Source organism: Leucobacter sp. gxy201, from assembly GCF_051043335.1.
Classification (GTDB): Bacteria; Actinomycetota; Actinomycetes; order Actinomycetales; family Microbacteriaceae; genus Leucobacter.
This window is the reverse complement of record NZ_JAMXWS010000008.1, coordinates 43,253-57,779: the sequence shown is the minus strand read 5'-3', so window position 1 is coordinate 57,779 and position 14,527 is coordinate 43,253. Positions and strand designations below refer to the sequence as shown.

The 14,527-nt window shown below is 72.7% G+C and carries 13 protein-coding genes; 9 read left to right on the top strand and 4 right to left on the bottom strand.

Annotated features, from left to right (window positions below):
- Nucleotides 1-31: 31 nt before the first annotated feature.
- Nucleotides 32-886 (bottom strand): 30S ribosomal protein S2, encoded by an 855-nt coding sequence (gene rpsB / locus NHL51_RS12270; protein WP_434144173.1) that lies wholly within the window; start codon nt 884-886, stop codon nt 32-34.
- Between the two features lie 406 nt (nt 887-1,292).
- Here rpsB and NHL51_RS12265 point away from each other — a divergent pair, with 406 nt between their 5' ends.
- Genes NHL51_RS12265 through NHL51_RS12250 form a run of 4 tightly spaced genes read left to right on the top strand, consistent with a single transcriptional unit; the run spans nt 1,293 to nt 5,434 of the window.
- Entirely contained in the window at nt 1,293-1,685 is a 393-nt protein-coding gene (locus tag NHL51_RS12265) for a YraN family protein (RefSeq protein WP_434144172.1), read from the top strand.
- On the top strand, nt 1,682-3,241 hold the full coding sequence (locus tag NHL51_RS12260) for a YifB family Mg chelatase-like AAA ATPase (RefSeq protein ID WP_434144170.1): 1,560 nt from the start codon (nt 1,682-1,684) through the stop codon (nt 3,239-3,241). The genes NHL51_RS12265 and NHL51_RS12260 overlap by 4 nt, the downstream gene beginning before the upstream one ends.
- The gene (gene dprA / locus NHL51_RS12255) at nt 3,238-4,482 is read left to right on the top strand and encodes a DNA-processing protein DprA (protein ID WP_434144169.1); all 1,245 of its coding nucleotides are present in this window, start codon (nt 3,238-3,240) and stop codon (nt 4,480-4,482) included. Before NHL51_RS12260 ends, dprA begins: the two co-directional genes overlap by 4 nt.
- Before the next feature lie 4 nt (nt 4,483-4,486).
- Nucleotides 4,487-5,434: a tyrosine recombinase XerC gene (locus tag NHL51_RS12250; RefSeq protein WP_434144167.1), complete on the top strand. Its 948-nt coding sequence runs from the start codon at nt 4,487-4,489 to the stop codon at nt 5,432-5,434.
- Nucleotides 5,435-5,446: 12 nt separating this feature from the next.
- On the opposite strand, the gene NHL51_RS12245 is transcribed toward NHL51_RS12250, so the two are convergent.
- Both NHL51_RS12245 and NHL51_RS12240 read right to left on the bottom strand, forming a co-directional pair.
- Nucleotides 5,447-5,977, bottom strand: a complete 531-nt coding sequence (locus NHL51_RS12245; RefSeq protein WP_434144166.1) for a peptidoglycan DD-metalloendopeptidase family protein — start codon at nt 5,975-5,977, stop codon at nt 5,447-5,449.
- Nucleotides 5,978-6,122: 145 nt separating this feature from the next.
- Nucleotides 6,123-6,446: a DUF2469 domain-containing protein gene (locus NHL51_RS12240; protein ID WP_434144165.1), complete on the bottom strand. Its 324-nt coding sequence runs from the start codon at nt 6,444-6,446 to the stop codon at nt 6,123-6,125.
- A gap of 87 nt (nt 6,447-6,533) precedes the next feature.
- Between NHL51_RS12240 and NHL51_RS12235 the strand changes: the two genes are divergently transcribed.
- The 5 genes from NHL51_RS12235 (at nt 6,534) to NHL51_RS12215 (ending at nt 14,141) form a co-directional block, all read left to right on the top strand.
- Nucleotides 6,534-7,196 carry a hypothetical protein gene (locus tag NHL51_RS12235; protein WP_434144163.1) on the top strand — a complete coding sequence of 221 codons (663 nt, stop codon included), beginning with the start codon at nt 6,534-6,536 and terminating at the stop codon, nt 7,194-7,196.
- Complete coding sequence (locus NHL51_RS12230; protein WP_434144160.1) at nt 7,193-8,791, top strand: DNA polymerase Y family protein; 1,599 nt, start codon at nt 7,193-7,195, stop codon at nt 8,789-8,791. The genes NHL51_RS12235 and NHL51_RS12230 overlap by 4 nt, the downstream gene beginning before the upstream one ends.
- Complete coding sequence (locus NHL51_RS12225) at nt 8,791-12,237, top strand: error-prone DNA polymerase (RefSeq protein WP_434144158.1); 3,447 nt, start codon at nt 8,791-8,793, stop codon at nt 12,235-12,237. Before NHL51_RS12230 ends, NHL51_RS12225 begins: the two co-directional genes overlap by 1 nt.
- Before the next feature lie 61 nt (nt 12,238-12,298).
- Nucleotides 12,299-13,621 (top strand): nicotinate phosphoribosyltransferase, encoded by a 1,323-nt coding sequence (locus NHL51_RS12220; protein ID WP_434144157.1) that lies wholly within the window; start codon nt 12,299-12,301, stop codon nt 13,619-13,621.
- 19 nt (nt 13,622-13,640) lie between these two features.
- On the top strand, nt 13,641-14,141 hold the full coding sequence (locus tag NHL51_RS12215; RefSeq protein ID WP_434144156.1) for an AAA family ATPase: 501 nt from the start codon (nt 13,641-13,643) through the stop codon (nt 14,139-14,141).
- Nucleotides 14,142-14,240: 99 nt separating this feature from the next.
- Here NHL51_RS12215 and NHL51_RS12210 read toward each other — a convergent pair whose 3' ends face one another.
- Nucleotides 14,241-14,516: a DUF3039 domain-containing protein gene (locus tag NHL51_RS12210; RefSeq protein ID WP_434144154.1), complete on the bottom strand. Its 276-nt coding sequence runs from the start codon at nt 14,514-14,516 to the stop codon at nt 14,241-14,243.
- Nucleotides 14,517-14,527: the final 11 nt, after the last annotated feature.

The following is a 14,527-nucleotide window of genomic DNA, read 5'->3' as shown; positions in this document are numbered from 1 at the left end:
GTGAGTAAACCCGATCCCGGTGACCGGGAGGTTACTCGGCGGCGGGTGCCTCTTCGGCAGCGGCCTCGGCGGGCGCCTCTTCGGCGGGCGCCTCTTCAGCAGCGGCCTCGGCGGGAGCCTCGGTCTTGTCCGCGTTCAGCAGCTCGACCTCCCACTCGGCGAGCGGCTCGGCGGCGGCTTCGCCCTCGGCCGGCTTCTGGTGGCGCTCCATGAGGCCCTCGGCAGCGGCGTCGGCGATCACGCGGGTGAGCAGCGCGACCGAACGGATCGCGTCGTCGTTGCCCGGGATCGGGTAGGTGACCTCGTCGGGGTCGCAGTTGGTGTCGAGGATCGCGATGACCGGGATACCGAGCTTCTGCGCCTCGTCGATCGCGAGGTGCTCCTTCTTGGTGTCGACGACCCAGAGCGCCGCCGGGGTCTTCGTCATGTGACGGATGCCGCCGAGCGTCTTCTGGAGCTTCTCGAGCTCGCGCTTCTTGAGCAGCAGCTCCTTCTTGGTGAAGCCGCTGGTGGTGCCCTCGAAGTCGAGCTGCTCCAGCTCCTTCATGCGCTCGAGGCGACCGGTGACGGTCTGGAAGTTGGTGAGGAGGCCGCCGAGCCAGCGCTGGTTCACGTAGGGCTGGTTCACGCGGGTCGCCTGCTCGGCGACCGCTTCCTGGGCCTGCTTCTTGGTGCCGACGAAGAGCACGTTGCCGCCGCGGGCGACGGTGTTCTTGACGAACTCGTAAGCGGCATCGATGTAGCCGAGCGACTGCTGCAGGTCGATGATGTAGATGCCCGAGCGCTCGGCAAAGATGAAGCGCTTCATCTTCGGGTTCCAGCGACGGGTCTGGTGTCCGAAGTGGACGCCGCTGTCGAGCAGCTGGCGCATGGTGACGACGGCCATGGCCGGTCTCCTGTTCTGCGCACCCCGAACGGGCGCGCGATTGCGGTTGTCATTCTGGCTGCGGTCGCAACCGAATCCTGGTGCCCGCGCGCCGCACCGCTTCGTGAAGAAGACCGGTGGTGCGGCCACGGTATTCGGGCACGCGAAGTCACCTCATGCGAGGTGCTCGGAATAGTCTAGCACCGAGAACGGCCCCGTTCATCACACCGGCACGCCGCGTCCGTTCAGGGCCCGTTCCCCGGCCTCCGCCGGGTGCTCCGCTTTCCCCGCTCGTACCTACGGACGTCCTGCGATCTTCCTCCACAGCGCGCCGATCGCGCACTTCCGGCACTACTTGCTCACATTGGGCGTTCCGCGCTTTTCCACCGACCGGCGATCGCCGACGATGGCGGTCAGGAGGTGCGGGATGAACAGCACAGAACCCCGGGCGCAGCCGCGGAGCACGGGCCGCAACCAGCAGGTCGGCTCCCTCGGCGAGACGATCGCCGCGGATTTCCTGGAAGAACAGGGCTACCGCGTGCTCGCCCGCAATTGGCGCAACCGCACGGGCGAACTCGATCTCGTCGTGTGCACGGGAAGCACATTCGTGGCGGTCGAAGTGAAGACCCGGCGCGGTTCGGGGTACGGCACCCCGCTCGAGGCCATCACACAGCGCAAGGTCGCCCGGTTGCGCCGGCTGCTGCTCGATTGGGCCAGGGATCACGGCCACCGCGGGGCCGAGCTCCGCGTCGACGCCATCGGCATCACCCTGCTCGCGGGCGCCGCGCCGCGCATCGATCACCTGCGGGGCGTCTCGTGAGCCGCGAGGTGCGGCGGGCCGGAGGCGTCGCGCTCACCGGCCTGGACGGCACGGCCGTCATGGTGGAGGCCGCAGTATCGCAGCAGCTCCCGGGGATGGCGATCATCGGGCTGCCCGACACGGCGCTCGCGGAGGCGAAGCTGCGCGTACGCACCGCGACCGCGCAGTCGGGAGTGCCGTTGACCGACCGCTTCCTGACCGTGAACCTGTCGCCGGCCGACCTGCCCAAGCAGGGCTCCGGCTTCGATCTCGCCATCGCGCTCGCCGCTCTCGCCGCATCGGGGCGTCTGCCCGACGGACGGTTGACCGAGACCGCGCACCTCGGCGAGCTCGGGCTCGACGGCGGGCTGCGGCGGCCCGCCGGCCTCCTCGCCGCCACCGTCGCCGCCCGTGCGCTCGGCTTCCGCCGCGTCATGGTACCGGAGGAGGCAGGAGGCGAGGCCGCCCTCGTCCCCGACATCGAGGTCATCGCCGCACGGGATCTCGCCGGGGCGATCGCCTGGCACGCCGGAGAACCCGATGGCTGGCGCACGGTCGCCCACGAAGCTCCGGCCCTCGACCCGCAGGGTCCGAGCCGCGAAGCGGTCGCCGCGATCGACATGGCCGATGTGATCGGCCAGCCGGAGGCGGTCGAGGCGCTCGTCATCGCGGCGGCCGGCGGCCACCACGTATCGATGCTCGGACCGCCGGGGGCCGGGAAGACGATGCTCGCGAGCCGACTGCCCACGATCCTGCCCGACCTCTCACCGGAGGATTCGCTCACGGCGAGCAGCATCGCCGCGCTCGGCGGCGTGCCGCTCGCAACGCTCGTGCACCGCCCTCCGTTCGAAGCCCCGCACCACACGGCGTCGGCCGTGTCCATCATCGGCGGCGGCGACGGCGCATCGGTGCGCCCCGGCGCGATCACGCGCGCCTGCCACGGCGTACTCTTCCTCGACGAGGCGCCCGAGTTCCCGCGCTCCGTGCTCGACGCGCTGCGCCAGCCGCTCGAATCGCGGGTCATCGAGATCCACCGCGCACGTCTGCGCACCTCGTTGCCCGCCTCCATCCAGCTGGTGCTCGCGGCGAACCCTTGCCCGTGCGGCAACGCGGGCTCGCCCGACACCGCGGAGGAGTGCCGCTGTTCGCCGATCATGCGCGTCAGATATCTGCAGCGCCTCTCGGGGCCGCTCACGGACCGCATCGACCTGCGGTTGACGGTACGCCGCATCTCGAGCGTGCTGCTCGGCACGCACGACGAGTCGCGGCCGAGCAGCGCCGCGCTCCGGGCCCGGGTCGTCGCAGCGCGCCGGCACGCGGCAGCGCGGCTCGCGAGCACCCCGTGGAGCGTCAACGCGCAGGTGCACGGCACGTGGCTGCGCGGCCCCGCCGGTCGACTGCCACGGGCAGACACCGCCGTCATCGATCGCGCGCTCGCCCGAGGGGCGCTCACGATGCGCGGCTACGACCGCGTACTGCGCGTCGCGTGGAGCATCTCCGATCTCGCAGGCAGAGAACGGCCCGGGCGCGGCGAAGTCGCCCAGGCACTGCTCCTGAGGGGAAGCGACGCGTCATGACCGGCACGAGCATCCACGTGGCCGCCGACTCCGCCACCCGCGCACGCCTCGCGTCCCTGCACCCCGAAGCTGCGGCGTTCTCACCGGAGCAGTTCGATGCGCTCTTCGCACGCGTCGTCTGGTCCAGGCTCGCCGAGCCCGCCGATGCCGCGGCCGGTGCGCTCATCGCGGCCCTCGGGACCGGAGCCGCGCTCGACCTGCTGGTCTCGGGAACCGACGCCCGCAGCTTCTTCGAGGCGGCGCGCATCGACCCGACGACAGGGATCAGCCCGCGCACCATCGCCGCCGGCATCAGACGCTGGCTTCCCCGCCTCGATCAGGAGGCGAGCATCGCCGACCTCGATCACGGCGTCGCGCACGGCATGCGCCTCGTCGTCCCCGGGAGCGGGCTCTGGCCGTCCGCACTGCACGACCTCGGCGATCACGCGCCGGTGATCCTCTGGACGCGGGGCGACCCCGAAGCGCTCTCGGTCCCGTCGCTCGCGGTCGTCGGCGCCCGGGCCTGCACCGGATACGGGACGCACGTCACCGCGGAGTTCACGGACGCCGCATGCGCGGCGGGGGCCGGCATCGTCTCCGGCGCCGCATACGGTGTCGATGCCGTCGCGCACCGCACGGCGCTCGCCGCCGATGCGCCGACCGTCGCCGTCGTCGCCGGCGGTGCGGATCGCCCCTACCCTGCCGCGCACGCGCAGCTGCTCGAACGCATCGCGGGAGCGGGGGCCATCTGCTCGGAGATGGTCCCCGGCTCGGCCCCCACCCGCTGGCGGTTTCTCATGCGCAACCGCATCATCGCGGCCCTCGCCAACGCCACCCTCGTCACCGAGGCGGGCGCGCGCTCCGGTTCGCTCAACACAGCCGGGCACGCCGCCGAGATCGGCCGCCCGCTCGGGGCGGTGCCCGGGCCGGTGACGAGCCCCGCATCGACCGGGTGCCACCGCCTCATCACCGAATACGGGGCGGCGCTCATCACCGGCGCGGACGACATCCGCATGCTCCTCGGCGTTGACGGGACCGACCTCCTCCCCGGCGGCGAGCGCGAGTCGCACTGGCATCGCCGGGTGATCGACGCGCTGCCGCTGCGCGGTGCCCGTTCGACCGCCGATGCCGCGCGGCTCGCGGGGCTCTCCGATGAGGAGGCGGGGATGGCCCTCGCCGAGCTGGAGGCGCTCGGTCAGGTGAGGCGGCGCGAAACGCCGGGAGCCGACGGGCCCGCCTGGGCCCTGGTGCGGCGAGAATGAGGGTATGCGACTGGACGAGGCGATCGAGCGGTTCCTGCACACGATCCGTTTCGAGTACGGCTACTCGGAGCACACGCAGCGCGCCTACGAGCGCGATCTGCGTTCGTTCGCCGAGCATGCGCAGGCGGGCGGTCCGGTCGATGTCGCGGCATGCAATCTCGAGGTCATGCGCGACTGGCTCTGGGCCCGGCAGCGCGCGGGCCGTGCCGCGAGCACTATCGCCCGGGGCGTCGCCACGTTGAAGTCGTTCGGCTCCTGGCTCGAGCGCGACGGTCTGGTGCCCGGCAATCCCGCTTCTCGTCTTCGCGCACCGAAGGTGCCGAAGTCGCTTCCCCGGGTGCTCGGCGACGAGCAGGTCTCGCGTATTCTGCAGCGCGTCGGCGAACGGGCGGCGACCGGCGACCCGGAGCATCTGCGCGATCATGCGGTGCTCGAGATGCTCTATGCGGCGGCGCTGCGCGTCTCGGAGCTGTGCGAGCTTCCGCTCGCGGGCCTCGATCGGCGCGAGCGCACGGTGCGGGTCTTCGGCAAGGGCGGCAAGGAGCGCGTGGTGCCGATCGGGGCGCCCGCGGCGCGGGCGGCGGAGGCCTATCTCGAGCGCGGCAGGGCCGCGCTGCTCGAGCGCGCGGCGGTGTCGGAGGCGGGCTCGGGAACCGGGAGCGATCGTTCTCCGGTCGAGCGCTTCTTCGTGAGCAATCGCGGCACCGCCTTCACCACGCAGATGGCGTACCGCGTCGTGTCGCGCGAGCTCGAGGGCGAGCCGGGCAGCGGGCCGCGCGGGCCGCACACGCTGCGGCACACGACCGCGACGCATCTGCTCAACGGCGGCGCCGATCTGCGCATCGTGCAGGAGATGCTCGGGCACGCCAGTCTCGGCAGCACGCAGGTGTACACGCACGTCTCGACCGAGCGTCTCGCCGAGAGCTACCGGCGGGCGCATCCCCGGGCCTGAGGCCCGGTACCGTCATTCCCAGGGCAGCAGCACCGGGCGCCCGGCGAAGAACCTCATGGGGTTCACGTACTCCCCTTCGATGCGCACGCCCACGTGCACGCATTCGGCGGCGCAGTGCCCGCCGCTCGATACCGTGGCGAGCCGGGCGCCGCGCCGCACCTCGCTGCCCGCGGCGAGGGCGTCGGTCACGGGTTCGATCGAGACGAGGGTGCGCTCGTCGATGCGCACCGTGACGGTGCCGCGGTCGACCACGGTACCGGCGAAGGCGACCTCGCCCGAGGCCGGGGCGATCACCGTTTCACCCGGTGCGGCGGGCAGGTCGATGCCGCGGTGGCCGGCGCCGTACTGGTGCGGTGGGGCGCGGTAGGGCCCGGATACGTCGACGGGTCGCGCGAGCGGCGGTGCCCAGCGTTCGCGCGCCGATGCGGTGAGGGATGCTGCGGGGAGCGCGACGGGCGTCTCCTCCGGCACCGCCGCAGACTGCACCGGCGTCAGGGCGAGCAGTGCGCCGAGCGCACCGAGGAGCGGGAATCTGCCGAGCATGCCCCGACTCTGCCCGTCGGGCGCGGGCGGGGCGAGCGAGAATCGGCGATTGTGCAGAACTCCCCCGCAGCGCCCGCGGAATGGCGGGTGTGGAGGAAGAGTGCGGGAGGCTCCCGTACGGGCTCCTCGCGCTGCCGGTGCGGCGCTACTCGTCGATCGACAGTTCCTGCGGCAGTTTGAACTCGCGCGCCGAGAGCTCCTCGACGTTCACATCCTTGAACGTAAGCACCCGCACCGACTTCACGAAGCGGTCGGAGCGGTACACGTCCCAGACCCAGACGTCGCTCATCGACAGTTCGAAGTAGAAGTCGCTGCCCGCGTCCTGGCGCTTCAGGTCGACCTCGTTCGCCAGGTAGAACCGGCGCTCGGTCTCGACCACATAGCGGAACTGGCTCGCGATATCGCGGTATTCGCGAAACAGCGACAGCTCGGCCTCGCGCTCGTATTCGTCCAGCTCGTCCTCGTTCATCCCCTCCATCCTACGCGGTTCCTCACGGCACATCGCCCGGGTGCGGCCCGGATTGACTTATTCGAACATATGTTCGAATATTGCTCCATGAATTCGGTAGGAACGGTCGCATCGCTGCAGCAGCGCATCTCCGAGATGCAGCCGCTGGAGCTCGACGATCGCGCCCTGCCGACCGCGGCCGGGCTGCGGCCTCTGCTGCCCGGCGGCGCGCTGCGCCGCGGTTCCAGCTATGCCGTGCAGGGCTCCAGGCAGCTCGCGCTCGCGCTGCTCGCGGAGCCCTCTGCCGCCGGATCCTGGTGCGGCATCATCGGCTGCGACACGCTCGGCGCCGAGGCCGCCGCATCGCTCGGGGTCGCCCTCGACCGCTGCGCGGTGGTGCCCCGCCCCGGCGAGTTCGCGGTGGGCATCGCCGGCTCGCTCGCAGAGGTCGTCACGGTCGTGCTGCTCGCCGCCCCGCGCGGCGCGCGCTCCCGGGTGAGCGGCGGCGACGCCGAACGCATCGCCGCCAGACTCCGCGAGCACGGCTCGGCGCTCGTCGTGCTGGGCGATTGGCCGCGCACCGAGTCGGTGCTGCGCGTGACCTCCTCCCGCTGGCACGGGCTGGGGGCGGGCAGCGGGCTGCTCGGCGGGCGCGACCTCACCGTGGAGTCGCACGATCGGCGCGGGGTGCGGCAGCACACCGTGCGCTTCGGCGACGGCCCCGTGCAGCAGGTCCCCCGCACCGCACCGCCGGTCCTGGTGCCGCTATGACCAGCGCAGGGGCGACCGCTGCCGAACGCGCACTCGTCGTGTTGGTGCCCGATTGGCCGGTGCACGCCCACACCGAGGAGCGCCGCGAGACGGGCGATGAGCTCGACCCGCACGCTCCGATCGCGCTCATCGCCGCACGACGCGTGATCGCCTGCTCCGACGGCGCCCGCACGCACGGGGTCAGACCCGGAATGCGCGAACGCGAGGCGCTGAGCCACTGCCCGGACCTGGGGCTGCTGCCGCACGACCCCGCGATCGATGAGCGCCGCTTCGCGCCGGTGCTCGCCGCGATCGAGGAGGCGGCCCCGGGCGTCGACGCGGTGCGCCCGGGGCTCTGCGCGCTGCGCGGGCGCGGCCCGGCCCGCTACTACGGCGGGGAGGAGGAGGCCGCGGCAGCGATTCTCGCGGCCGTCGCGCAGCTCGGCTTCGCGGACGCCCGCGTCGGTATCGCCGACGGGATCTTCGCGGCCGAGCAGGCGGTCCGCGCCCCGAGCACCGCGGCACTCGTCGACGCCCCCGCCCCCCGTGTCAGGGTCGTCGCCGCGGGGGCCGCCGCCGCCTTCCTCGGCCCGCTGCCGGTGGAGCGGGCCTGCGACGACGCCTTCGCCGCGCTGCTGCGCGGGCTCGGCATTCGCACGCTCGGGGCGCTGGCCGCTCTGCCCGAGTCGGCGGTGCGCGAGCGCTTCGGCGCAGCGGGAGCCGTCACGCACCGCCGCGCCCGCGCACTGCCCGCAGCGCCCGGCGCCGAGGTACGGCCCCGGCCGCCCGCGCGCGAGCTCTCCGCGGAGCTGGCGTTCGAGCCCCCGATCGGGGCGGCCGAGCAGCTCGCCTTCGCCGTCGCCCGTCTCGCCGAGCAGTTCGTCGCGGGCCTCACCGCCGAACGCCTCGTCTGCACGGCCCTGCGCGTCGAGCTGGTCGACGACATCGAGGTGCGCCACGAGCGCATCTGGGAGCATCCCCGGCATTTCACCGCCGCCGATGTCGTGAACCGCGTCCGCTGGCAGGCGGAGGCGGCGGCCCGGGGCGGAGAGCGGGGCGGGGCCGGTATCGCGCAGGTGCGCATCTCGCCCGCACGCACCGAACACGCGGCGGCGCACGAACCCGCCCTGTGGAGCACCGAGCCCGACGCGCGCGTGCACCACCGCTTCACCCAGGTGCAGAGCCGGCTCGGGCACACCGGCATCGGCACGCTCGCCCTCGACGGCGGTCGCCTCTCCGCCGAGCGGCAGCGCTTCGTCCCCTGGGGCATGCGGCGGGGCGGCAGCGCCGCCGCCGGACCCTGGCCCGGCGCGCTCCCCGGGCCGCACCCCGCCACGGTGTTCGCCGAGCCGCCTCCGGCGGAGGTGCGCGATGCCGACGGTTCCCCCGTCGGCATCGACGCCGACGACCTGCTCTCGGCGGCCCCGCGGACCGTGCGCATCGACGGCGGCAGCGCCCGCGCCGTGGAGGGCTGGTCCGCCCCCTGGCCCGTACGGGAGCGCTGGTGGGAGGGGCGCCCCGCCCGCTTCCGCCTGCAGGTGCAGCTCGCCGACGGCACGGCCTGGCTGCTGCGCGCCGAGCACGGGAGCTGGTGCGCCGAAGGGCAGTACGACTGATGGGATGGAACAACCCGCCCCGATCCTGGGGCGAAGTCGAGCGCATCCTCTCGGGGCGGGCCCCCGCAGCGCATCCGGCGCCGGAGCCCCGCGCGCCGGAGCCGCCCGGCGCCCTCGTCGCAGACACCGGCGCCGAGACAGGGGCGCCGAGCACCGCACGGCCCGTCATCCCCTACGCGGAGCTGCACGCGCACTCGCACTTCAGCTTCCTCGACGGCTCCTCCTCCCCCGAAGACCTCGTCGACGAAGCGCAGCGCCTCGGCCTCGCGGGCCTCGCGCTCACCGACCACGACGGCTTCTACGGCGCCGCCCAGTTCGCCGAGGCGGCGGCATCCCGGGCCCCCGAGCTGCTGACGGTCTACGGTGCGGAGCTCTCCCTCGGTCTCGATGCCCCGCAGCTCGGCGTCGCCGACCCGGGCGGGTCGCATCTGCTCGTGCTCGCCCGCGGCGCGTCCGGCTACCATCGGCTCGCCGGGGCGATCACCGAGGCGCAGCTCGCGGGCGGCGAGAAGGGCCGCCCGCTCTACGATCTCGAGGCCGTCGCCGCGGCCGGCGGCGGCGAGTGGGCGGTCCTCACCGGCTGCCGCAAGGGGACGGTGCGCCGCGCGCTCGAACGCGGCGCGACGCGCGAGGCCGGCGAGGCGCAGGCGCTCGCCGAGGTCGACCGCCTCGTCGACCTCTTCGGCACGGGCAACGTCTTCATCGAGCTCACCCACCACGGCCATCCCGGCGACGACGGCATGAATGCGCGGCTCGCCGCCCTCGCCGAAGCGCGCGGCCTGCCCGCTGTCGCCACGGGCAACGTGCACTACGCGACCCGATCGGCCGCGCCGCTCGCCGAGGCGATGGCTGCGGTGCGCGCGCGCCGCAGCCTCGACGAGCTCGACGCACACCTCCCGGCGACGGGCGCCGCGCACCTGCGCAGCGGGGCGGCCCAGCTGCGCCGCTTCGCCGGGTTCCCCGATGCGGTCGCCCGCACCGTTCCGCTCGCGCGAGAGCTCGCCTTCCCGCTGCGGGCCGCCCGCCCGAAGCTGCCGAGGCTCGATCTGCCCGAGGGGCAGACCCAGATGAGCTGGTTGCGCCGGCTCGTGTGGCGGGGGGCCGCCGAGCGCTACGGCGATCCGATGCCCGAAGCGCACCGGGCCCGGCTCGAGCGCGAGCTCGAGGTCATCGAGATGAAGGATTTCCCCGGCTACTTCCTCATCGTGCACGACCTGGTGCGGGAGGCCCGCGACCGCGGCATCCTCTGCCAGGGCCGCGGCTCGGCAGCGAACTCGGCGGTCTGCTACGCCCTCGCCATCACCGAGGTCGATTCGATCAGGTACAGGCTGCCCTTCGAACGGTTCCTGTCGAGCCTGCGCGACGAAGAGCCCGACATCGACGTCGACTTCGATTCGGAGCGCCGGGAGGAGATCATCCAGTACGTCTACGAGAAGTACGGCCGGCGCAACGCCGCGCAGGTCGCGAACGTCATCTCGTACCGTCCCAAGGCCGCCGTGCGCGACGCGGCGAAGGCGCTCGGCCACGGCCCGGGCAAGCAGCGGGCCTGGAGCCGGGGGCTCGAACGCCACGGCGCCCTCGACGACGACCACGCGGGCGCCGTTCCGCAGAACGTGCGCGCGCTCGCGAACGCCCTGCTCAAGGCCCCGCGGCACCTCGGCATCCACTCGGGCGGCATGGTGCTCACCGAGCGGCCGGTCGGCGAGGTCTGCCCGATCGAGCACGCGCGTATGGAGCGGCGCACCGTGCTGCAGTGGGACAAGGACTCCTGCACCGCGATGGGGCTCGTGAAATTCGATCTGCTGGGCCTCGGCATGCTGAGCGCGCTGCAGAAGACGTTCGACGGCATCGCCGCGAGCACGGGCGAGGCATGGACGCTCCACTCCATTCCCCGGGAGGAGCCCGCGGTCTACGACATGCTCTGCCGCGGCGACGCGATCGGCATCTTCCAGCTCGAGAGCCGCGCCCAGCTGAACACGCTCCCGCGGCTGCGGCCGCGCGAGTTCTACGACCTCGTCATCGAGATCGCGCTCATCAGGCCGGGGCCCATCCAGGGCGGCGCGGTGCACCCGTACATGCGGCGGCGAGCGGGCGTCGAACCGACCACCTACCCGCACCCGAAGCTCGTCCCGGTGCTCGAGCGCACGCTCGGCATTCCGGTCTTCCAGGAGCAGCTCATGCAGATGGCCACCGCGATCGGCGGGGGCACGGGCGAGGACGCCGACCAGCTGCGCCGCGCCATGGGCTCCAAACGCGGCGAGGAGCGCATCGACAAGCTGCAGGAGAAGCTCTTCGCCGGGATGGCCGAGAACGGCATCGTCGGCGAGGAGGCGCAGCGCATCTACGACCAGATCGCGGCCTTCGCCGACTTCGGTTTCGCCGAGAGCCATTCGATCAGCTTCGCCCTGCTCGTCTACGTCAGTTCGTGGTGCAAACTGCACTACCCCGCGGCGTTCCTCGTCGGCCTGCTCCGCTCGCAGCCGATGGGCTTCTACTCGCCCCGATCGCTGGTGGAGGATGCGCGCCGCCACGGCGTCGAGGTGCGCCCCACCGACGTGCAGCACTCGGGCGTCGCGGCCGGCCTCGAACGGCTCGAGCACCCCGAACGCTCCGGCGCGGCCGGCGACGGCCCGGCATCCCCGACCGGTCTCCCCGGGTGCACCGCCCCCGAGCAGCCCCCGATCCCCCCGTTCTCCCCGGGCGCGCCCGATACGAGCGGAGCGCACCGGCGCGACGGCGGCTTCGCGGTGCGACTGGGGCTGTCCGAGCTGCGCGGCATCGAAGCGGAGACGGCCCGGCGCATCGTGGAGGCGAGGGAGCGCGGAGGCCTCTTCGCCGACCTCGCCGACCTCGCCCGCAGAGCCGACCTCGACCGCACCCGTCTCGAGGCCCTCGCATCGGCGGGCGCATGCCGCGGGCTCGGCATCGATCGGCGCGAAGCGCTCTGGGCGTCGGGCCCCGCGGCGGACAACCGCGAGCGCTACCTCCCCGGCATCGCGGTGCACGTGCAGCCGCCCCTGTTCTCCGCGCTGAGCGCCGAGGAGGAGACGGCGCTCGATCTCTGGAGCAGCGGCGTCGTGTCGGGCGCGCACCCCCTGGCGCTGCTGCGCTCAGGGCTGGACGCGCGCGGAGTGGTGCGCTCCGATCGTCTCCGGGAGGCGGTACCCGGCTCCCCCATCGAGATCGCGGGGCTCGTCACCCACCGACAGCGCCCCCGCACCGCGGGCGGCATCACCTTCCTCACCCTCGAAGACGAATCCGGCACCGCGAACGTGCTCGCCTGGGCCAAGGTGTGGGCGCGCTACCGCCTCGTCGCCGTCTCCTCCCCCGCCCTCATCGTCTCGGGCGTGCTCGAGCGCTCGCCCGAGGGCATCGTGAACATCATCGCCGAGTCCTTCGAACCGCTCGCCTCGCCCGCGGGGGTCTCCTCGCGGGATTTCCAGTGACAGCCGCATCGGCGGGGCGCCCCGCGGTGCCCGGCGGGGCCGCTCGCACTACACTGAGCGTGTGCACACCTCGACGGCTCTCCTCACCGATCATTACGAGCTCACCATGGTCGATGCCGCGCTCGGCGCGGGCACCGCCCACAGGCGCAGCGTGTTCGAACTCTTCGCCCGCAGGCTCTCGGGCGCCCGGCGCTACGGCGTCGTCGCCGGCACCGGCCGCCTGCTCGAAGCGATCGAGCGATTCCGCTTCGGCGATGCCGAGCTCGAGTATCTGCGCGAGCAGCGCATCGTCACCGACCGCACGATCGACTGGCTCGCCGATTTCCGCTTCAGCGGCGATATCTGGGGCTACCCCGAGGGCGAGGCCTTCTTCCCGGGCTCCCCGATCCTCGTCGTCGAGTCGAGCTTCGCCGAGGGCGTGCTGCTCGAGACCCTCGCGCTCAGCATCCTGAACGCCGACTCCGCGATCTCGACCGCCGCATCGCGCATGGTCTTCGCCGCGCAGGGCAAGCCCCTCGCCGAGATGGGGTCGCGCCGCACCGGCGAGCACAGCGCCGTCGCCGCGGCCCGTGCCGCCTACATCGCGGGATTCAGCGCCACGTCGAATCTCGAGGCCGGCCGCACCTACGGCATCCCCACCATGGGCACCGCGGCCCACAGCTTCACGCTGCTGCACGACTCCGAGCGCGAGGCGTTCGCCGCGCAGGTCGCGGCCCTCGGCACCGGCACCACGCTGCTCGTCGACACCTACGACATCGATCAGGGCGTGCGCACGGCGATCGAGGTCGCCGGCACGGGGCTCGGCGCGGTGCGCATCGACTCGGGCGATCTACCGGTCGTCGTCGGGCGCGTGCGCCGCCTGCTCGACGAGCTCGGCGCCACGCAGACCCGCATCACCGTCACGAACGATCTCGACGAGCACACCGTCGCGGCCCTCGCCGCCTCCCCCGTCGACAGCTTCGGCGTCGGCACCTCGGTCGTCACCGGTTCGGGCACGCCGACCATGAGCATGGTCTACAAGCTCGTCGCGCACGAGAACGGCGCGGGCGAGTGGGTGTCGGTCGCGAAGAAGTCGGCCGACAAGGCCTCCGTCGGCGGCCGCAAGAGCGTGCGCCGACGCCTGAACTCCCGCGGCACCGCCGAGGCCGAGATGCTCTTCCTGGGCGACGGCCCCGCGGGCGAGGCCGAGGGCGTCGAGTTCGAGGCGCGCAGTCGAGAGGTGCTGGTGCCGCTCGTCGAAGCCGGCTCGGTGCGTCCCGAGCATCTCGGCTCGGCAGGGATCGCCGCCGCCCGCGAACGCCATCGCGCCTGCATCTCCGAACTGCCGGCCGTCGCGATGAGCCTCACCCGGGGCGACCCCGCGATTCCGACCGAGTACCGCTGAGCGCGCTCCGGACCGGATGATGGCGAACGGGACTCCGGGCTCCCGCGTCGTGATGATGTGCGGGCCGGGCGGAGCCGGGAAGACCACCTACGCCAAGCGTCTGGAGCGCGAGGGCTGGATGCGCCTGTCGTTCGAGGTGGAGTTCTGGGATCGGGGAGTCACGACGATGCCCTCCGCCGAGACCGTCGCCGAGGTGGCGGCGGATCTGCGGGCGCGCTTGATGCGCGAGATCTCGGCGGGGAACGATGTCGTGCTCGACTTCGGATTCTGGTTCCGGCGGCAGCGCGATGAGTACCGCGCGCTGCTCGCGCCCCGGGGCATCGTGCCGGACACCGTCTACATCGCGACGCCTCTCGAGACCATCCTGAGCCGGGTCGGCGACCGGCACGGCAGATGGGCGGACGATTGGCCGCTCACCCCGCAGACGGCGACCGAGTACTTCGAGAGGTTCGAGCCGCCGACGCCCGAGGAGGGTCCGCTCGAGGTGATCGGCGAGGACGGGACGGTCCGTCCCGGATGAGCGTCTCGCGACTCCCGGTCGCTGCTTCCCCCGCACCGGGGACCGCTGACGGGGATCCTGCGACTCGTTGCGCTCGCGCAGGATGACGGACCGCGTCCGTCACTTCTTCATGCGCTCGTAGACCTTCTTGCAGTCGGGGCAGACCGGGAACTTCTCGGGGTCGCGCGAGGGCGTCCACTTCTTGCCGCAGAGCGCGCTCACGGGCTTGCCGGTCATCGCCGATTCGAGGATCTTGTCCTTCGGGACGTAGTGCGAGAAGCGCTCGTGATCGCCGTCTTCGATCTGCGCATCCTCGAGCAGCTTCTCGAGTTCGCGATCGAGCACGTCCGTGCCGCCGCCAGCGGGCTCCGAGTCGTTCCGCGTGAAGATTCCCATACCGCGATTGT